Source organism: Brevundimonas sp., assembly GCF_036399195.1.
In the GTDB taxonomy this organism is placed as follows: Bacteria; Pseudomonadota; Alphaproteobacteria; order Caulobacterales; family Caulobacteraceae; genus Brevundimonas.
In genome coordinates, this window is sequence record NZ_DASWNO010000079.1 from 1 (window position 1) to 17,607 (window position 17,607).

Consider the following 17,607-nt stretch of genomic DNA (forward strand, 5'->3'; position numbering starts at 1 on the left):
CCACCGACGTCTGCTTGTCGCCGATGAACACGTCCCCGTCCTTCTGGATGGAGATGTAGATCGGGGTGGGCGGGTTCTGGGCCGGCGGAGCGACCGCCGGCGGCAAGTCCACTTCGATCGACACGGTGGCGAGCGGCGCCGCCACCATGAAGATGATCAGCAGGACCAACATCACGTCCACGAACGGGGTGACGTTGATTTCGCTGTTCTGCTCGATGTTGAACTTCGAGCCGCCGCCAGGACCGGAGAGCTTGGCTCCCATTTACATCAGGCCCCTTTGTCGAGCTGACGGGACAGCGCGTTCATCAGTTCGGCCACGAACCCTTCCGAACGGGTGCCGAAGGCGGCGATCCGCGTCTGGAAGTAGTTGTAGAAGATCACGGCCGGGATGGCGGCGAACAGACCGATGCCGGTGGCGAGCAGGGCCTCGGCGATGCCGGGGGCCACGACGGCCAGGTTGGTCGTGTTCGTGTTCGCGATGCCGATGAACGAGTTCATGATCCCGTAGACGGTGCCGAACAGACCGATAAACGGACCGGTCGAACCCACCGAGGCGAGGAACTGCTGTCCGCCCGACAGGCGCTTGGCCAGACCGGCCTGGACGGCGGCAACGGCTTGCTGGGCGCGCATCAGGGCCGAGTCGGCGTGATCGCCGGTGACCGAGAGGCCCGCCTGACGCGACAGCTCGATTTCGTCGGTCGCCGCGGCGGCCATGTCGGCCAGCGGGTTGCCGTCGAACTCTTCCGACGTCGCCACGCGACGCATGTCGGCGATCGTGCGGGTCTGACGGAAGGACTCGAGGAACTGGTCGGTCTTGCGGTTCAGGGCGCTGAACTCGAACATCTTGATGAGCAGCAGAACCCAGGTGAAGACGGAGGCCAGAACGAGGCCGATCATCACGGTCTTAACGACCGGGTCGGCTTCCATGAACATGCTCGCAGGCGTCATCTTGCCGTGCGAGTCGCCGCCGACGACGGCGGGGGCGCCGGCGTCAGCCGCGGGGGCGCCTTCGGTGGCGGCGGGAGCGGCCGCAGGAGCGGCGGCGGCCGGGGCGGCGGCGGGGGCATCCTGCGCGAGAACCGGCGTACCAGCCATCAGGACGGCAGCGCCGGCCATGGCCAGGAGGATGTTGGTCTTCTTCATATCGAACATAGTTCGCCAGTTCCTGCTGTTTGGTCTGACTTGTGGAACCCAAAAGAAACGGCCGCAGACGACGACCGCCCTCGATGAAATTCTCGCCCGTAGAAACGAGGTTCAAGAGAACCCCGATCTGCGCAACGCCTGCTGACGCTTCCGGTTGCCATACGGCCTCCGGGGGCGGCGCCGACGGGAAAAGGAAACCGTTTTCCCTCTCCGCCGACCGCCCGCAAAGGAAAGCGGTCAAGCTCCTTTGACGAACGGTTACCAGAGCGTCAAGTGCGGGGCGGCGCTTTTCCCCTCGGGGACGAGCGCGCGCTTCGAACGCCCCAAGGTCGTGAGCGAAAGCGACATTTTGATGATGTGAGGCAGCCATGCGCCGCCGCGGGAGGGAGCGATGGTGCCTGGGGGCGGATTCGAACCACCGACACGCGGATTTTCAATCCGCTGCTCTACCAACTGAGCTACCCAGGCGACGCGCTCCGCTCGCGGGAGCGGGGTCTATAGGCGAGCCTTTCAGGGGTGTCCAGCCGTCAGATCAGTCTTCGTCCCGCTCTTCTGAAGGGGCTTCGTCGACGCTCTCCGGTATGGAGTATCCGCCCGTGAACCAGCGCTGGAGATCGACATCCGCGCAGCGCTTCGAGCAAAACGGCTTGTAGGCCTCCGCCGTCGGCCTGCGGCGGCAGATTGGGCAGGTCGCCATGGTCAGCCCTCCTCCCAGGTGAATGCGCCCGGCGCGACCGCCGGATCCGCGATGAGATGAGCCCTCGGACCCAGTTTCGCCACCAGCGGACGCGCCCGGGCAGCCTCGTCGGGCGAACAGCGCAGGGTGACGCGGGCGGTCGTGGTGTCGGACATCAGCCGGTGGCGCAGACTGCGGACCACGTCCTGCGCCCGCTGCTCGGGTCGCCGGCGGTGGCCGGGACCGTTGAGGATCTCCTCCAGCGGGGTCAGCCGCCACGGCAGGGCGAGCTGCAGCACGCCGAAGCGGTTGACGGGGCCGAAGACGATGTCCGGATCGCCGCTGAACGCCTGCTTCGCCGCCGCCGTCACCACCTCTCCGTCCCTGCCGGCGCCGATCAGGTCGATGGCGACCAGCCCGCCCCAGCGCTTCAGCCGGATCATGCGCGCCGCGCAGTGGAGACCTTGCCGGTTGGCCCGACTCCTCGCCGCGGCGCCGAACGCCACGCCGGGCGCCGGCGCGAGATCCAGATCCACGGCGATCAGGGCCCGCGTTCGCTCGATCGCCAAGTCAAGTCCGGTGTCCGGAAAGAGCTCACCGGGCCAGCCCGCCTCCTCCTCGGCATCCCAACCGGCCTGAATGGCGGCGAGGCCGGCGACGGGCGTGACGCCTGGCGCAAGGCGGGCCAGCGTCTCGGCCACGGTCGGTCCCGCCGAGATCAGCCGCGGCTCTCCCTCCGCGGGTCCTATCAGGCGCAGAGTCGGCCCCTTGCCCTCCCGCGGCTCCGCCGTGACCTCGACCTCCACCTTCTGACCTGTGGTCAGACGGTCAGCCCCGCGGAACGGGAGAAAGCCTTGGACGACGGGTCCCAGATCGACGAAGGCGCCCTTCAGGCCCGGATGCACCTCCGAAATGCGTCCCACGCAGCGAGCGCCGAGCCGATGTTCGGCCGCATCGCCCTCGCGCTGGATCAGCAGATGCTCGAACCGACCGTTCCGGGCGATCATGCCCCGGACCTCGCCGGGCGTGTCGTCCAAAAAGACCTCGACGCTCACGCGCGCCAGCCCGCGCCGTTCAGGAGGTTGACCGTCTCGAACAGCGGCAGGCCCATCACGGCCGGATAGCTGCCGACCAGCCGGGTGACGAAGGCCCCTGCCCGCCCCTGGATGCCGTAGCCGCCCGCCTTGCCACGCCACTCCCCCGAGTCGACATAGGCGGCGATCTCTGTGTCGGACAGCACCTTAAAGCTGACCCGCGTATCGACGACGCGGTGGGTGGTCCGCACCCCCGCCGTCACCGCGACGCCGCTGAAGACCCGGTGATTTCGGCCGGACAGCAATCTCAGGAATCGCGCCGCTTCGGCTTCGTCGGCCGGCTTTTCCAGCAGCCGGCGGCCCACCGCCACGACGGTGTCGGCGGCCAGCACCACAGCCTCTGGCGCGCCGGCCGCCACGGCCTCGGCCTTGGACACGGCCAGTCGCGCGGCGAGACGCGACGGCGTCTCGTCCTTCAGCGGGGTCTCGTCGATGTCGGCGGGTTCGACGCGGTCAGGGACGATGCCGACCAGCGCCAGCAGCTCGATGCGGCGGGGGCTGGCGGAGGCCAGCACCAGCTCTGGACGGCTCATTCGAGCCCGTCCTTACTTGAAGCGGTAGGTGATGCGGCCCTTGGTCAGGTCGTAGGGCGTCATCTCGACCAGCACCTTGTCCCCGGCCAGCACGCGGATGCGGTTCTTGCGCATCTTGCCGGCGGTGTGGGCGATGATCTCGTGGTCGTTCCCCTCGAGCAGCACGCGGAACGTCGCGTTCGGCAGCAGCTCGCTGACAACGCCGGGAAACTCGAGCAGTTCTTCCTTAGCCATGCGGCCTCTCGCGCCCTTGAATACGTCTCTGAACCCACGCCGGGCGAAAGCGCGCGTGTTTGAGGAGCGGGCGTATGCCTGAAATCGGCGGCATAGTCGAGGCGGTGGTTCAGCCGCCGGCGAGGGATCAGGGATGAGGGACTAGGGATGACGGATGGCGAGGCGGCGCAGAGCGCTATCGCAGCGCCAGCCAGGACCTAATCCCTAATCCCTAGTCCCTCATCCCCGCCGGTACAGCGCCGTGACCAGGGTGAACAGGCGCCGGGCCGTCTCGTGGTCGATGACGATCTTGCCGTCCAGCCGCGCCGTCAGCAGTTCCGCGCCCTCGTTGTGCAGGCCGCGCCGGCCCATGTCGACCGCCTCGATCTGGGCCGGGGAGGTGCCGCGCAAGGCTTCGTAGTAGCTGTCGCAGATCAGGATGTAGTCGCGGATCACCCCCTTCAGGGGGGTCAGGGACAGACCGTAGGCGCGGCTGAACGCCGGGCCGGCGATGTCGAAAACCAGCCGGGTATCCTGCAGCGACAGCTTCAGCGCATAGGGCCCCGCCGGCGCTCCGACGGGTTCGAAGCTGTTGGCCTCGACCAGATCGAAGATCGCCACCCGCCGCTCGTGCTCGATCTCCGCGGTCGCCGCCGGAAGGGTGGCTGCGTCCAGTTCGACCGAAGCCAGCCGGTGATCCGTCACGCCGGATCCCCTTGCGGATCCAGATGGGTCGGCGCGAGCTTGGCGGGCCAACGCTCGGACAGGTCAGTCAGCACCGCGTCGAGGCATTCGACATCGATGCGCAGGTCCCCGCCGCCCGCGAACATCAGCATGACCCGGCCGCCGGGCGCTTCGTCGGGGGCGAAGTCCATGGCCAGCAGCTCCAGCGCGCTCTCGGGCGAACGGGGCAGTCGCCGGCTCTTGACCGCCGTCACGTCGCCGAACTGCATGGCGGCCATCACGCGCGTGCCGCCGCATTCCCAGCAGAACCGGCTGAGCTTCAGCGTGACCCGGCGAGCCGACGGTTCCCACACAATGTCCACCGGCCGCATGATCGCATCCTGCAGGGCGGCTGAGATGATGTGCAGGTCGTCGGCGTCCTCGGCCAGCAGCCGGAGCGGCTCGGGCGGCGCCGAGGCGGCCAGTTGCGGCGGTTCGGGCTGAAACTCAGTGCTCATGGCCGTCGCCCTTGACCCGCCGGATGTCGGCTCCGCACGCGCTGAGCTTCTCCTCCAGCCGTTCGAAGCCGCGGTCCAGGTGGTAGACCCGTCCCACGGTGGTCTCGCCCTCGGCCGCCATGCCGGCGATCACCAGGCTGACCGAGGCGCGCAGGTCCGTGGCCATGACCGGGGCCCCCCGCAGCGAGGGCACGCCCCGCACCACCGCCTCGCCCGCATGCACCGAAATGTCAGCCCCCAGCCGCGCCAGCTCGGGCGCGTGCATGAAACGGTTCTCGAAAATGTTCTCATGGATGACGCTGTCGCCCTCGGCGGTGGTCATCAGGGTCATGAACTGGGCCTGCAGGTCGGTGGCGAAACCCGGATAGACCTCGGTTGTGACATCCACCGCCTTCAGGCGCACCGCCGGGTCCCGTCGCACGATCACGCCGTCCGCCGTAGGCTCGACCTCGACGCCCGCGGCGACCATCTTTTCGGACAAGGCGGTCATCAATTCCGGACGGGCCCTGCTCAACCGCACCTCGCCGCCCGCCATGGCCGCGGCGACGGCGTAGGACCCCATCTCGATCCGGTCGGGAATCACGGACCAGTCGGCGCCGTTCAGAGAGGTCACGCCCTCGATGGTCAGGACATCGGTGTCGACGCCGTCGATTTTGGCGCCCATGGCGGTCAGGCAGCGCGCCAGATCGCCGATCTCCGGCTCCATCGCGGCGCGTCGCAGGACGGTCGTTCCCTGCGCCAGAACCGCCGTCAGCAGGGCGTGCTCGGTGGCGCCGACCGAAACGAAGGGGAACTCGATCTCGGCGCCGCGCAGCCCCGTCGGGGCCGTGGCCGAGACATAGCCCTCGGCCAGCTCGATCGCCGCCCCGAACGCCGTCAGCGCCTGAATGTGCAGGTCCACGGGCCGGGCTCCGATGGTGCAGCCGCCCGGCAGCGAGACCTTGGCATGGCCGGTGCGGGCCAGCAGCGGACCCAGCACGTTGAAACTCGCCCGCATCTGACGGACGAGATCGTATGGCGCGAAGGTCGAGGTGATTTCCCGCGCGTGGAACAGCGTCTCGGTCCCGTCCGCGCCGTCGCGCTCCTCGACCGAGACACCGAGTTCGCCCAGCAGCCGGCCCAGAAACTTGGTGTCCGCCAGCCTCGGCATGTTGGTCAGCAGCAGCGGCTGGTCGGTCAGGATCGACGCGGCCATCAGCTTGAGGGCGGAGTTCTTGGCGCCGCTGATCGGGATGACCCCGTTCAGGCGGGCGCCGCCGGTGATGGCGATGCTGTCCATGTCGTCTCGTCAGGCCCCCCTGCAGGGCGCAGCGGGAGGATCGGCTATCTAGCGCGGACAGGCGCCGTCGCGAAAGGCCGCCGTCAGCCGCCGGCCGTTTTCAGTTGCTGACCTTGCCCGGCCGCGCCGCGCGGGCCGCCGCCTTGCGGCGCTTCAGATTGTCCCGCAAGGCCGTGGCCAGGCGCTGCGCCCGGGCCGTGGCGGGCGTTCTAGGCGGCGCCAGCGGGTCCGGCTGGGTGGCCGGCAGGTCCGGGCGGGGCGCGGGCGTCTTCGACTCATCCATGCTCCGATCTGACGCGCGCGGCAGGTTTTCCGCAAGCGGGGCAAATCGGGGCTTCCCCCATTGTCCCCGGTTGGCTATAGGGCCGCTTCCTCAGATCAGGCCGCCGTAGCTCAGTGGTAGAGCGCATCCTTGGTAAGGCTGAGGTCGTGGGTTCGATTCCCCCCGGCGGCACCACTTCTGAAATGCGAAAGGCCCGATCATCGATCGGGCCTTTTGTCATTCTGGAGCGGGGGTCAGCGCCGGGCGCGGAGCTGCGGCGGCCCCTCGGGGCGCATGACCCGTGATTCGTATTCCGCCGCCGCGCCCGGCTGATAGCGCCCCGGAAAGGCATAGCCGCTGTCGTCGAAATACGGATCACCGATCCCGTAGCGGTAGCCATAGCCGTTCTCGACCTGCCGGTAGCTGAGGCTGAACTGCCCGTTCTCGCCGATCGGTCCAGTCACGACGGCTCCGTAGTCGCGGTATCCGCCGGTGCCCACGGTGACGCTGACCTCTGCATGGGGCTTGCGATCCCAGCGGATGGCGCCGTCGCCATCGACGGCCGATCCCGGTGCGGAGGCAGGCGCGATCCAGCGGTCGATCTGCTGGTCGGTGCTGAGGTTGTGCGGCACGCCGGCCTGGGCGGCGCCCGCGACCGTCGGCGTCTCCGGCGCAGAGGCGGCGTCAAGCGAGACCGGCGTCGCGGGGGCGGTGGCGACGACGCCGTCGGGCTCAGTGCCGGACAGGGCCGCGGTCATCATCAGCGCGGTGATCAGCATGGGCCTACTCCACTTCGGCCATCACCCTAGCCCCAAATGCGGCCAAGGTCAGGCGGTTCGTCAGGCGACGCCGTCGCCGCGTCCCAGCGGGTCCGGCAGAGGCGACCCTTCCGGCACGAAGCTGAGCGCCACCGAGTTGATGCAGTAGCGCAGGCCTGTCGGCCCTGGTCCATCAGGAAACACATGGCCCTGGTGGCTGTCGCAGCGGGCGCAGCGCGTCTCGGTGCGGACCATGCCGTAGGTGCGGTCGGTGATCGCCCTCACATGCGCCTCGTCCACAGGCTCGGTGAAGCTGGGCCAGCCCGTGCCGCTCTCGAACTTCGTGCCGGTGCGGAAGAGTGGAAGGCCGCATTGGCGGCAGCAGAACACCCCGGACCGCTTCTCGCCCAGCAGGGTCCCGCAGAACGGCGCCTCGGTGCCATGGGCGAGAAGGACTCGCTTCTCTTCCGGCGAGAGATCGGCCTCCAGCGCCACGCGCTGGCTGTCGCTCGGCGGCGTCAGGTCATAGCCGGAAAGGGAGCGGACGGGTGCGGCGTCGGTCGGTTGCGTCATGGGCATGAGGTAGGAAGCGGTCCGCGGCTGCGCAAACGGTTCCGGGCAGGGAAAGGGCCGGTCAGGTCTCCCTGACCGGCCCTTGATCGTCCTGATGCGATCAGCCGCCGAACAGCGTCCCGACCCAGGCTCTCACCGCGGCCTCGTCGGCGGGGTTGCCCGTATAGGCGAGACCCGCAGCCGGCGTGTACGGCTCGTTGTTGGCCCGCGGACGCGAGGTCCAGGCCTTGTGGCCGTAGCTCAGGTCCGCATAGTTCGAGGGCAGACGCAGCACGGTCGGCTCGACGAAGATCGAGTCCGTCGCCGTGGTCGAGCCGGCGATGCGCACGTTGGGCAGCTTCGACAGGAGATCGAGGGTGTCCAGGCAGCCGCCGGAGCAGCCTGCGTCCACCAGCACGACGACCGGTCCCTGCACCGGGTTGGCGGCGCCGGTGTCGGCGACGGCGGCCCGGCCTGCGAGGGTGAAGGTCGGCTGTCCGGCGGCGATGGCGGCGTCGAAGGCGGCGACGATCTCGCGCGTCTGCTCGATCACCGGTCCAGCCTCCTGAACGAACTGCGGGTCGGCCTGCATGCGTCCGAGCGCGGCCGCGTACCAGTCACGGTTGCCCTGGGTCGCTCGGTAGGTGATGTCGCCGGCGGCCGGCTGGCGGCTGACCGTGAACTCAGGCGTCCAGATGCGGTTGGCGAGGCCGTAGCCGCGCGCCGTCGAGGAGTTGAGGCCCGAGCCGCCCGCGGCGCGCAGGTCCAGCACGAAACCTTGCGGTCCGCGCAGGGCAGCCGCCTGGCCCTCGATCGCGGCGCTGAACGCCGGCCAGCCCGCGTCGTCGGCGAAGGAGTGAACATGGACCCACGGCCGGCCGTTCACCGTCTCGACGCCCAGCGGATTGGCGGGCGGCATGTAGACAGTCGCCCGGTAGGCCGCTTCCAGGTCGCCGGCCACGACCGGCACGGGCCGGATCTGGATTTCACGCGGGCGGCCGCGTCCGCTCTGGAAGCTGCAGACCGAGGGCACGCCGGGCGCGAAGGAGTTGTTCCGGTTCCACAGCAGATAGGGCGCCGAGGTGACGCGGCCCGCCTCGGTCTCCAGGTTGCCTTCCCAAAGATCGAGCTTGTTGCGGGCGAACTCCTCGATCGGGGTCAGATTGCATTCGGTGACGGCGTCGCCGATTCGCGGCGCGCCCCGCACGCCCGGCTTGACGTAGGTGACGACGTATTTCCCGTCGCGCCAGCCGGTCGTGAAGCCGGGCCAGCTGGTGCCGAAGAACGGACCCATGCCCTCGAAGGTCGGCGTCATCCGGATGTTGGAGTCGCGGAAGCCGGCGGCGTAGTAGCGCATCAGGTACGCATGCGCGTCGCCGCTGTTGACCTGTCCCACCCGTCCCAGGGCGTCCTGCAGGCCCGAGTCGAGCCAGCCGCGGAAGGTTCGGCTGGCGGGGCCGCTGAGCGCGGCCGCCGGATGGTTGGCCGCCAGCTCGTCGTGCGCCCGCTGCAAGTCCTGCCGGGCGAGGGCGCGGAAATCCTGGGCGACGGCGGCGCCCGCGCTCAGGGCCACGGTGAGCGCCGCGGCGGCGGCGAAGTTCAGAAGGCGGGACATCGGTCGGGGCTCCGTGGCCAGGAAAGCGGGCGGGCGAAAGGGGAACGTCGGTGATCGTCGATGAACGCGACCGGAACGGGTTTAACCCCATCGGCAGAGGCTTTGCCAAGTCCGAACGCTGCATCCCCGCGCACCCTCGGTTTACTCCCGCCTGATCGCGGCCTAATCGGGGCGTGCCCCCGTCACGCGGCGATCACGTTCGCTTCAGATCAAAAGACGACATGTTCTCCAAAATCCTGATAGCCAATCGCGGCGAAATCGCCGTCCGGATCATCAAGACCTGCCGCCGCATGGGGATCAAAACCGTGCAGGTTTATTCCGAGGCCGACGCCGGGTCGCTGGCTGTTGAGATGGCCGACGAGGCGGTGCTGATCGGACCGGCCCCGGCCGCGCAGTCCTATCTCCTGGCCGACAAGATCGTGGAGGCCGTGCGCCAGACGGGCGCGGAAGCCGTTCACCCCGGCTTCGGCTTCCTGAGCGAGAACGCGAGCTTCGCGCGGCGCCTTCGCGACGAGGGCATCGCCTTCATCGGCCCCAACCCCGAGGCCATCGAGGCCATGGGCGACAAGATCAGCTCCAAGAAACTGGCCGCTGAGGCCGGCGTGTCCACCGTCCCAGGCCACATGGGCCTGATCGAAACGACCGAAGAGGCCGTCCGCATCGCCAACGAGATCGGCTATCCGATCATGATCAAGGCCTCGGCCGGCGGCGGCGGCAAGGGCATTCGCGTCGCGCATTCCGACGCCGACATGGCCGAAGGCTTCGCCGCCGTGAAGGCCGAGGCGCTGAACGCCTTTGGCGACGACCGAGTGTTCCTCGAGAAGTTCATCATCGACCCGCGCCACATCGAGATTCAGGTGATGGGCGACAAGCACGGCGCCGTTGTCCACCTGTTTGAGCGCGAGTGCTCGATCCAGCGGCGGAATCAGAAGGTCATCGAGGAGGCCCCCTCCCCCCTTCTCGACCCCGAGACGCGAGCAGCCATGGGCGCCCAGGCGGTGGCGCTCGCCAAGGCCGTGAACTACGACAGCGCCGGGACGGTCGAGTTCGTCGCGGGTCAAGACAAATCCTTCTTTTTCCTTGAGATGAACACCCGTCTTCAAGTCGAACATCCAGTGACCGAACTGATCACCGGCGTCGATCTGGTCGAGCAGATGATCCGCTCGGCCTGGGGCGAGCGGCTGGCCTTCGGGCAGGAGGACCTGGCCATCAGGGGCTGGGCCATCGAGAGCCGCATCTACGCCGAGGACCCCTACCGCGGCTTCCTGCCCTCGATCGGGCGGCTGGTCCGGTACGAGCAGCCGGAGGAAGGCGATCAGGGCGACTACACCGTGCGCAACGACTCCGGCGTCCGCGAGGGCGACGAGATCAGCATGTTCTACGACCCGATGATCGCCAAGCTGTGCGCCTGGGGCGAGACCCGCGACGCCGCCGTGACAGGGATGGCCCGGGCGCTGGAGGACACCCACATCCACGGCGTCGGCCACAACATCCCGTTCCTCGCCGCGGTCATGGACCAGCCGCGCTTCCGCTCGGGCAACATCTCGACCAGCTACATCAAGGATGAATTCCCCGAGGGCTTCCACGGCCTGTCACCCGACCGGCGGCAGACGGATATCCTGATCGCCACCGCCGCGGCCATGAACGAGATCGCTTCGGAAGCCTCCGGCGACCCCTCCGGCCGCACCGACTGGATCGTTCTGGTGGGTGGCGAGGCGCACGGCGTGTCGCTGGACTACGACGACGACGAGGCGCTGACCCTGTCGCTGGTCGGCGAAGACCGGGCGCTTCAGGTGTCCGAGATCGACTGGCGGCCGGGCCTGGCCCAGTTCCGCGCGGTGCTGGACGGCGAGCCCTACACGGCTGAGATATCGCGCGTGGCGGATGGCTTCGTCATACGCCACCGCGCCGCCAGGGCCCGTGTGCGCGTCCTGTCGCCCATGGTCGCCGCCCTCTACGCCCGCCTCCCGGAGAAGATCGCGGCCGACACGTCGAAGCTGATCCAGTCTCCCATGCCGGGGCTCGTCGTCGCCATTCCGGTGACCGTGGGTCAGGAGGTCAAGACCGGCGAAACCGTCGCCATCATCGAGGCCATGAAGATGCAGAACATCCTCAAGGCCGAGCGCGACGGCGTGGTGAAGGCGGTCAGCGCCAAGGCCGGCGACCCGGTGGCCGCGGACGACGTGCTGGTCGAGTTCGCCTAGGGCTGCACCGCCGCCGCGGCCACGCGCGGAATAGCCAGCAAATCCACAGCATTGGCGGAGCCAAAAACGGCTACGCTCGTTTCTCCCGTCCGACGTGGTCTCAGCACGCAACGGACGAAGGATCGTATGAACAGCCCCGCTCGCAACGGCGTGAAAGACGGACGCATCTCGACGGGGATCGGCGACCTCGACAACATCCTTGGCGGCGGGCTGACGGCCAATCGCTCCTATCTGCTCGAAGGCACGCCGGGCAGCGGCAAGACCACGATCGCGCTCCAGTTCCTGCTGGAGGGCGCCCGGCTGGGGGAGCCGGGCCTGTACATCACCCTGTCCGAGACCGCAGCCGAACTGCGCGAGGTCGCCCAAAGCCACGGCTGGTCGCTGGACGGCATCGAACTGTTCGAACTCGTCAACGAGGACGGCCTGGATCCCGACAGCGAGCAGTCGATCCTTGAGCCCTCCGAAGTCGAGTTGGGCGAGACGATCCAGGGCGTGATGGAGTGCGTCGACCGGCTGCGCCCCAAGCGGGTGGTTTTCGACAGCCTGTCCGAACTGCGGCTGCTGGCTCAGAGCTCCCTCCGGTACCGCCGCCAGATCCTTGCGATGAAACAGTATTTCTCGACACGCGCTTGCACCGTCCTGATGCTCGACGACCGCAGCTCCGACCCCGGCGACCTGCAGCTGCACAGCATCGCCCACGGCGTCATCACGCTTGAGCAGGCGGCGCAGGACTACGGCACCGAGCGGCGGCGGCTGCGGGTGGTGAAGATGCGCGGCGTCAAATACCGGGGCGGCTTCCACGACTTCGCCATCGAGACCGGCGGCGTCGCGGTCTTCCCCCGCCTGATCGCGGCCGAGCACCACACGGATTTCAAGGCGCAGACGGTCTCCACCGGCATCGACAATTTCGACCAGATGCTGGGCGGCGGTCTGACCGTCGGCACCAACACCCTGTTGAACGGGCCCTCAGGCGTCGGCAAGACGACGACGGCGATACGCGCCGGGCTTACAGCCATCGAGCGGGGCGAGAAGGCGGCGTACTTCCTGTTCGACGAGGGCATGGGGACGATGCTGGCGCGGTCGAAGGCCATGGGCATGGACCTGGCGCCGCACCTGGCGTCGGGCGACCTCCGGGTCCACCAGATCGACCCCGCGGAACTTACGCCCGGCGAGTTCGCCAGCTGGGTTCGCAACGCAGTCGAGCAGGACGGCGCGCGGTTCATCGTCATCGACAGCCTGAACGCCTTCCTACAGGCCATGCCAGGCGAGAAATTCCTGCTGCTGCAGATGCACGAAATGCTGAGCTATCTGAATCAGCAGGGCGTGATCACGATGCTGGTGCTGGGCCAGCATGGCATCGTCGGCGACATTCGCTCCGAGCTGGACCTGTCGTATCTCTCCGACACCATCGTGCTGTTCCGCTATTTCGAATGGCGCGGGCAGGTGTTGAAGGCGGTCTCAGTCGCCAAGAGCCGCACCACAGACCACGAGACCAGCATTCGGGAATTCCTGCTGACCGAGGAAGGCGTGAAGATCGGCAGTCCGCTGGCGGACTTCGAGGGCGTCCTGACCGGGCTGCCGAACTACCGCGGAAAGACGCCGATGATGTCGGCCGAACCCGCGGCGGCCGAGGACTAGATGGCCGAAAGCCGTGTCCTCATCCTGGCTCTTCGCGGCCGGGACGCCCAGGTGATCGAGCAGATCCTGGCGAAGCAGGATCACGGCTGCGTGGTCTGCGACGGCGTGCCGATGCTGGCCGCCGAGCTCGCCGCGGGCGCGTCCATCGCCATCGTGACCGAGGAGTCGCTCGCCGATACGGACCGCCGGATGCTGGTGGAGTGGCTGGAAGCGCAGCCGGCGTGGTCTGACTTTCCCTTCATCGTCATGGCGACGAAGCGGTCCGGCGCCCGGCCGCGCGAAGCCGCGCGGATCCTGGAACAGCTGGGCAACGTGGTGGTGCTGGAGCGGCCGGTCCACGGCGACACACTGGTCAGCGCGGTCGCCTCCGCCTTCCGGGGCCGCAAGCGCCAGTACGAAGCCCGGCGTCGGCTCGAGGATCTGAAGCGGGCCGAGGAAGACCTCAGGGCCCTCAATGGATCGCTGGAGTCGCGCATCCTCGAGCGGACCGAGGCGCTGTCCAACGCCAACAACCAGCTGATGCAGGAGGTCGCCGAGCGCGAGCGCGTTCAGGCCGCGCTGGTGCAGTCGCAGAAGATGGAGGCGGTCGGGCAGCTGACCGGCGGGATCGCCCACGATTTCAACAACCTGCTCACCGTCATTTACGGCAACCTTGAACTGATCCAGGGCCGCTCGACCGACGAGCGGACGCAGCGGCTCAGCGAGTACGCCCGGCAGGCGGCGGATCGGGCGGCCAAGCTGACGCAGCAACTGCTCGCCTTCTCGCGAACCCAGAGCCTGACCCTGAAGCCGGTCGACGTAAACGGGCTGGTCGACGGCATGAAGGACCTGCTGGCCCGCACCATCGGCAGCCAGATCCGGATCGAGACGCGGCTCGGCGACCCCCGCGCCTGGGCGATGGCCGACGCCAACCAGCTGGAACTGGCCATCCTCAACCTCGCCATCAACGCACGCGACGCGATGCCGGAGGGGGGCGCCCTCACGATCGCGACCGATGTTCGCCGTCCGCAGGATGCTGAAGGCGAGTCAGTGGTGATCTCCGTGACCGACACCGGACAAGGAATCCCCGAGGCCCTGCTGGAAAAGGTGTTCGATCCCTTCTTCACCACCAAGGCGGTCGGCAAGGGCACCGGGCTGGGCCTGAGCCAAGTCTACGGCATCGCCCGACAGTCCGGCGGAACGGTTCGCATCCACAGCGTCGAAGGCGAGGGATCGACCGTCGAGATCTGGCTTCCCGTCACGGCCGAAACGGCGCAATCGGACGCGCCCGAAGCGCGCCTGGACATGGCCCGGGGCGCGCAAAAGGATCGGATCCTGGTGGTGGATGACGACGACGGCGTGCGCCGCTTCATCGTCGAATGCCTTGAGACTCTCGGATACGAGGTCGATCAGGCCGCCGGTGGACGCGAAGCGCTGGCGCGGCTGGACGACGCCCGCCCCGCGCTTTTGATCGTCGACTATGCAATGCCCGGCCTGACCGGCGTGGACGTGATCCACAAGGTGCGCGAGCGCTTTCCGGGCCAGAGGATCATCCTCTCCACCGGCTTCGCGGACATGGCCGCCGTTGAAGCGGTGATGGAGCCCGAGAACGTGCTGCGCAAACCCTTCCGGATCGCCGAACTCGCGGCGGCGGTGAACGCTTCCCTCGAGACCGCGGCCGCCTAGCTGGCAGGCGCGGTTGTCGGCGTTGCGCCTGCCATCGGCGGCGATGTGCGGATGGTCGGCCCGAACACGGCCTCGAAGGCGGCTCGCAGAGCCCCGTCGGCGTCGTCCATCGTGGCCGCCACGCCGAGGTCGATCAGGCTGGTCACCCCGTGCTCCGAAATCCCGCAAGGGACGATGCCGCTGAAGTGGCCGAGGTCCGGCTCCACGTTCACGCTGACGCCGTGGAAGCTGACCCATTTCCGCACCTTGACCCCAATGGCGGCGATCTTGTCCTCGCGGGACCAGCCAGGCCCCTTGCGCTCGACCCAGACCCCAACCCGCCCCTCGCGCACATCGGCCGGGACGCCGAAGGCGCCCAGCGCGGAGATGATCCATTGTTCCAGCCCGCGCACGAACGCCCGGACGTCGCGGCCGCGGGCGTTCAGGTCCAGCATCACATAGGCGACGCGTTGCCCGGGCCCGTGGTAGGTGAACTGCCCCCCTCGTCCCGTGCGATGAACAGGAAAACGGCTGGCGTCGATCAGGTCGCCGTCCTTCGAAGAGACGCCCGCCGTGTACAGCGGCGGATGCTCGAGCAGCCACACCAGCTCGCCCGCCTCGCCCGCTGCGATCGCCGCCGCGCGCGCCTCCATTGCGAGCACGGCGGCCTCGTATGGAACGTAGCCGCGCGACACCGCCCACTCGACCGCCGCCCCGTCGGTCCGGGACAGTTTTGCTACGGCTTCGCTTAAGGCTTGGGAAAGCATGAGGCCCCCAATGTGGGGGTCAGGAGCGCCATGCAAGTCCAGACCGCGCCGTCAGTATCAGTATCCGAGTCCCCCATGAGCCAGATCGAAGCCGTCGAAGTCGAGATCTCGGTCGTCCTGGGGCGTTCGGTGCTGCCCATGAACCAGCTGCTGCGGATGGGCCGCGGGGCCGTGATTCCGCTCGACGCCTCCGAGCATGACGAGGTCTGGATCCTCGCCAACAATCACCCGGTGGCGCGGGGCGAGATCGAAATCCGCGAGGACCGCATCGCCATCACGGTGACGCGGGCGGCGGATGTGTATGATTTCATGGCGGGGGCGGCCTGAGGCAGCAGGCAGCAGGCAGAGATTGTATAGCTGCTGAACCGAAGATAGCATCAGCCTCCGATGGAGGCCAGAATGTCAGAAGTCCGCAGCTACCGAGATTTGGTTGTTTGGCAGCGGGCGATGGATGTCGCGGTCGCCACCTACGCGCTCACTCGGGACTTTCCACGGGAGGAGCTCTTCGGGCTCACTTCTCAAAGTCGCAGAGCAGCCGTTTCGGTGGCGGCGAATATCGCGGAGGGGTACGGCCGAGCCAGCAAGCAAAGCTATCTGAACTTTCTGAGGGTCGCTCGCGGCTCGCTGAAGGAACTGGAGACGCACCTGATGCTCGCTGAGCGGATTGGTCTGGCCGGTTCTGACGTTGCCGGACCACTCATCGAGCAGAGCGAAGAAGTTGGCCGAATGCTCCATGGTTTGATCGACCGCGTCCAGGCGACTCCATCACGCTGACCTGCTGCCTGCTGCCTTCTGCCTGCTGCCTCAAACGCCCCCTTCCCTTCCACGCCTCCGTCCGCTATCAGCCCCCCTCCGATGCGAGCGGTCGTGGCGGAATTGGTAGACGCGCAGCGTTGAGGTCGCTGTTCCCTAACCGGAGTGGAAGTTCGAGTCTTCTCGACCGCACCATCGTTTTTAGCAGGGTTGTCCACGGCTTATAGCTGACTGAACAGACAGGGGAGGCCGAGCGTGAGCACCACCGCAACCGCCCCCCTGCCCCCCTCCCTCGATCCCGACATCGATCACGACGCCCTCGACGAGGACTATGTCCTGACCGCCGCCTTCGTCGAGAAGGTGGTCGACGCGTCCGACGCCGGGGACGGGGACAAGCTCCGCTCGCTGCTTGAGGACCTTCACCCGGCGGACGTCGCCGACCTGATGGGCTTCCTGACGGCCGAGCACCGCGCCGTGGTGGTGCTGTGGCTGCCGCCGGAACTGCTGGCCGACACCCTGCCCGAGCTGGACGACGGCATCCGCGAGGAGGTGTTGGAGCGCGTCCCCCACCTGATCCTGGCCGAGGCTCTGCAGGAACTGGACTCCGACGACGCCGCCGCGGTGGTGGAAGATCTGGAAGATGACCAGCGCGAGCGGGTGTTGGCGGCGATGCCGGACGTCGACCGCGCGGCCATCGAGAGCTCGCTGGGCTACGCCGAGGACTCCGCCGGCCGCATGATGCAGCGCGAGGTGATGGCCGCGCCCGAGTTCTGGAACGTCGGCGACACCATTGATCACATCCGCAAGCAGGGCGAGGACCTGCCGGAGCTGTTCTTCGACATCTATGTGGTCGACCCCGTGAACCGGCCGGTCGGCGGCATCGCCATCAGCCGCCTGCTGCGCGCCCCTCGCGCCGCCGCCCTCGCGGACCTGATGGAGCCGGTCAACGAGATCGCCGTCGACCAGGACCAGGAAGAGGTCGCCTACATCTTCGAGAAATACCACCTGATCTCCGCCCCGGTGGTCGACTCCGCCGGCCGGTTGGTGGGCCAGATCACCGTCGACGACATCGTCAACATCATCCAGGAAGAGAACCGCGAGGACATCCTGCGCCTCGCCGGCGTCAGCGACGAGGACCGTGGGTCGTCGGTCTCCGAGATCGTCCGCGGCCGCGTGCCCTGGCTGGCGATCAATCTGGCGACGGCGGTGTTCGGCGCCAGCGTCATCGCCTTCTTCGGTGCGACGATCGAGCAGATCGTGGCGCTGGCGGTGCTGATGCCGATCGTCTCCGCCAT

Annotated in this window: 20 protein-coding genes and 3 tRNA genes; 8 read left to right on the forward strand and 15 right to left on the reverse strand. The window is 68.0% G+C overall.

The genetic code is table 11. The features are described 5' to 3' along the window. The 11 genes from VGB60_RS03855 to VGB60_RS03905 all read right to left on the reverse strand — a co-directional run. Positions 1-262, reverse strand: a 262-nt coding sequence (locus tag VGB60_RS03855) for a biopolymer transporter ExbD (RefSeq protein WP_331036963.1), incomplete at its 3' end; no start/stop codon positions are given. Positions 263-267: 5 nt separating this feature from the next. Next, on the reverse strand, positions 268-1,152 hold the full coding sequence (gene exbB / locus VGB60_RS03860) for a tonB-system energizer ExbB (protein ID WP_331036964.1): 885 nt from the start codon (positions 1,150-1,152) through the stop codon (positions 268-270). A 383-nt stretch (positions 1,153-1,535) separates the two neighbouring features. Then, positions 1,536-1,611 (reverse strand) — tRNA-Phe (locus VGB60_RS03865). A gap of 64 nt (positions 1,612-1,675) precedes the next feature. After that, a complete protein-coding gene (locus tag VGB60_RS03870) occupies positions 1,676-1,840 on the reverse strand; it encodes a DNA gyrase inhibitor YacG (protein WP_331036965.1) in 165 nt (54 codons plus the stop codon). Between the two features lie 2 nt (positions 1,841-1,842). Continuing rightward, a complete protein-coding gene (locus VGB60_RS03875) occupies positions 1,843-2,874 on the reverse strand; it encodes an RNA-binding protein (protein WP_331036966.1) in 1,032 nt (343 codons plus the stop codon). Beyond that, positions 2,871-3,446, reverse strand: a complete 576-nt coding sequence (locus tag VGB60_RS03880; RefSeq protein ID WP_331036967.1) for a nucleoside triphosphate pyrophosphatase — start codon at positions 3,444-3,446, stop codon at positions 2,871-2,873. Before VGB60_RS03880 ends, VGB60_RS03875 begins: the two co-directional genes overlap by 4 nt. 12 nt (positions 3,447-3,458) lie before the next feature. Next, a complete protein-coding gene (infA, locus tag VGB60_RS03885) occupies positions 3,459-3,680 on the reverse strand; it encodes a translation initiation factor IF-1 (RefSeq protein WP_013269122.1) in 222 nt (73 codons plus the stop codon). A 219-nt stretch (positions 3,681-3,899) separates the two neighbouring features. Continuing rightward, positions 3,900-4,364 (reverse strand): UPF0262 family protein, encoded by a 465-nt coding sequence (locus VGB60_RS03890; protein ID WP_331036968.1) that lies wholly within the window; start codon positions 4,362-4,364, stop codon positions 3,900-3,902. Continuing rightward, a complete protein-coding gene (locus VGB60_RS03895) occupies positions 4,361-4,840 on the reverse strand; it encodes a DUF2948 family protein (protein WP_331036969.1) in 480 nt (159 codons plus the stop codon). The genes VGB60_RS03890 and VGB60_RS03895 overlap by 4 nt, the downstream gene beginning before the upstream one ends. After that, a complete protein-coding gene (murA, locus tag VGB60_RS03900; RefSeq protein WP_331036970.1) occupies positions 4,830-6,119 on the reverse strand; it encodes a UDP-N-acetylglucosamine 1-carboxyvinyltransferase in 1,290 nt (429 codons plus the stop codon). Before murA ends, VGB60_RS03895 begins: the two co-directional genes overlap by 11 nt. 100 nt (positions 6,120-6,219) lie before the next feature. Then, positions 6,220-6,402, reverse strand: coding sequence for a hypothetical protein (locus tag VGB60_RS03905; RefSeq protein WP_331036971.1), 183 nt, complete (start codon positions 6,400-6,402; stop codon positions 6,220-6,222). Between the two features lie 99 nt (positions 6,403-6,501). On the opposite strand from VGB60_RS03905, the gene VGB60_RS03910 reads away from it, so the two are divergent. Next, a tRNA-Thr gene (locus VGB60_RS03910) sits at positions 6,502-6,576 on the forward strand. Positions 6,577-6,635: 59 nt separating this feature from the next. Here the strand turns inward: VGB60_RS03910 and VGB60_RS03915 are convergent. From VGB60_RS03915 to VGB60_RS03925, 3 genes are all read right to left on the reverse strand, one after another. Beyond that, a complete protein-coding gene (locus tag VGB60_RS03915; protein WP_331036972.1) occupies positions 6,636-7,160 on the reverse strand; it encodes a hypothetical protein in 525 nt (174 codons plus the stop codon). A 60-nt stretch (positions 7,161-7,220) separates the two neighbouring features. After that, positions 7,221-7,712, reverse strand: a complete 492-nt coding sequence (msrB, locus tag VGB60_RS03920) for a peptide-methionine (R)-S-oxide reductase MsrB (protein WP_331036981.1) — start codon at positions 7,710-7,712, stop codon at positions 7,221-7,223. Positions 7,713-7,812: 100 nt separating this feature from the next. Further along, positions 7,813-9,306, reverse strand: coding sequence for a hypothetical protein (locus tag VGB60_RS03925; RefSeq protein ID WP_331036973.1), 1,494 nt, complete (start codon positions 9,304-9,306; stop codon positions 7,813-7,815). A gap of 221 nt (positions 9,307-9,527) precedes the next feature. On the opposite strand from VGB60_RS03925, the gene VGB60_RS03930 reads away from it, so the two are divergent. From VGB60_RS03930 to VGB60_RS03940, 3 genes are all read left to right on the forward strand, one after another. Then, complete coding sequence (locus VGB60_RS03930; protein WP_331036974.1) at positions 9,528-11,510, forward strand: acetyl/propionyl/methylcrotonyl-CoA carboxylase subunit alpha; 1,983 nt, start codon at positions 9,528-9,530, stop codon at positions 11,508-11,510. A 126-nt stretch (positions 11,511-11,636) separates the two neighbouring features. Continuing rightward, positions 11,637-13,148, forward strand: coding sequence for an ATPase domain-containing protein (locus VGB60_RS03935; RefSeq protein ID WP_331036975.1), 1,512 nt, complete (start codon positions 11,637-11,639; stop codon positions 13,146-13,148). Continuing rightward, positions 13,149-14,813 (forward strand): ATP-binding protein, encoded by a 1,665-nt coding sequence (locus VGB60_RS03940; protein WP_331036976.1) that lies wholly within the window; start codon positions 13,149-13,151, stop codon positions 14,811-14,813. Here the strand turns inward: VGB60_RS03940 and lipB are convergent. Further along, positions 14,810-15,559, reverse strand: a complete 750-nt coding sequence (gene lipB / locus VGB60_RS03945) for a lipoyl(octanoyl) transferase LipB (RefSeq protein WP_331036977.1) — start codon at positions 15,557-15,559, stop codon at positions 14,810-14,812. The genes VGB60_RS03940 and lipB overlap by 4 nt on opposite strands. Positions 15,560-15,589: 30 nt before the next feature. Here lipB and VGB60_RS03950 point away from each other — a divergent pair, with 30 nt between their 5' ends. The 4 genes from VGB60_RS03950 to VGB60_RS03965 all read left to right on the forward strand — a co-directional run. Beyond that, the gene (locus VGB60_RS03950; RefSeq protein ID WP_331036978.1) at positions 15,590-15,886 is read left to right on the forward strand and encodes a FliM/FliN family flagellar motor switch protein; all 297 of its coding nucleotides are present in this window, start codon (positions 15,590-15,592) and stop codon (positions 15,884-15,886) included. A gap of 72 nt (positions 15,887-15,958) precedes the next feature. Further along, the gene (locus VGB60_RS03955) at positions 15,959-16,333 is read left to right on the forward strand and encodes a four helix bundle protein (protein ID WP_331036979.1); all 375 of its coding nucleotides are present in this window, start codon (positions 15,959-15,961) and stop codon (positions 16,331-16,333) included. Positions 16,334-16,420: 87 nt separating this feature from the next. After that, positions 16,421-16,507 (forward strand) — tRNA-Leu (locus VGB60_RS03960). 60 nt (positions 16,508-16,567) lie between these two features. Beyond that, a partial coding sequence (locus VGB60_RS03965; RefSeq protein WP_331036980.1) for a magnesium transporter occupies positions 16,568-17,607 on the forward strand: 1,040 nt, incomplete at its 3' end.

What these genes read in the sequence shown, in the direction of transcription:
- exbB (WP_331036964.1), bottom strand. Translation starts at nt 1,152, where the DNA reads ATGTTCGATATGAAGAAGACCAACATCCTCCTGGCCATGGCCGGCGCT.
- VGB60_RS03870 (WP_331036965.1), bottom strand. Translation starts at nt 1,840, where the DNA reads ATGGCGACCTGCCCAATCTGCCGCCGCAGGCCGACGGCGGAGGCCTAC.
- VGB60_RS03880 (WP_331036967.1), bottom strand. Translation starts at nt 3,446, where the DNA reads ATGAGCCGTCCAGAGCTGGTGCTGGCCTCCGCCAGCCCCCGCCGCATC.
- infA (WP_013269122.1), bottom strand. Translation starts at nt 3,680, where the DNA reads ATGGCTAAGGAAGAACTGCTCGAGTTTCCCGGCGTTGTCAGCGAGCTG.
- VGB60_RS03895 (WP_331036969.1), bottom strand. Translation starts at nt 4,840, where the DNA reads ATGAGCACTGAGTTTCAGCCCGAACCGCCGCAACTGGCCGCCTCGGCG.
- murA (WP_331036970.1), bottom strand. Translation starts at nt 6,119, where the DNA reads ATGGACAGCATCGCCATCACCGGCGGCGCCCGCCTGAACGGGGTCATC.
- VGB60_RS03905 (WP_331036971.1), bottom strand. Translation starts at nt 6,402, where the DNA reads ATGGATGAGTCGAAGACGCCCGCGCCCCGCCCGGACCTGCCGGCCACC.
- VGB60_RS03915 (WP_331036972.1), bottom strand. Translation starts at nt 7,160, where the DNA reads ATGCTGATCACCGCGCTGATGATGACCGCGGCCCTGTCCGGCACTGAG.
- msrB (WP_331036981.1), bottom strand. Translation starts at nt 7,712, where the DNA reads ATGACGCAACCGACCGACGCCGCACCCGTCCGCTCCCTTTCCGGCTAT.
- VGB60_RS03925 (WP_331036973.1), bottom strand. Translation starts at nt 9,306, where the DNA reads ATGTCCCGCCTTCTGAACTTCGCCGCCGCCGCGGCGCTCACCGTGGCC.
- VGB60_RS03930 (WP_331036974.1), top strand. Translation starts at nt 9,528, where the DNA reads ATGTTCTCCAAAATCCTGATAGCCAATCGCGGCGAAATCGCCGTCCGG.
- VGB60_RS03935 (WP_331036975.1), top strand. Translation starts at nt 11,637, where the DNA reads ATGAACAGCCCCGCTCGCAACGGCGTGAAAGACGGACGCATCTCGACG.
- VGB60_RS03940 (WP_331036976.1), top strand. Translation starts at nt 13,149, where the DNA reads ATGGCCGAAAGCCGTGTCCTCATCCTGGCTCTTCGCGGCCGGGACGCC.
- lipB (WP_331036977.1), bottom strand. Translation starts at nt 15,559, where the DNA reads ATGCTTTCCCAAGCCTTAAGCGAAGCCGTAGCAAAACTGTCCCGGACC.
- VGB60_RS03950 (WP_331036978.1), top strand. Translation starts at nt 15,590, where the DNA reads ATGCAAGTCCAGACCGCGCCGTCAGTATCAGTATCCGAGTCCCCCATG.
- VGB60_RS03955 (WP_331036979.1), top strand. Translation starts at nt 15,959, where the DNA reads ATGTCAGAAGTCCGCAGCTACCGAGATTTGGTTGTTTGGCAGCGGGCG.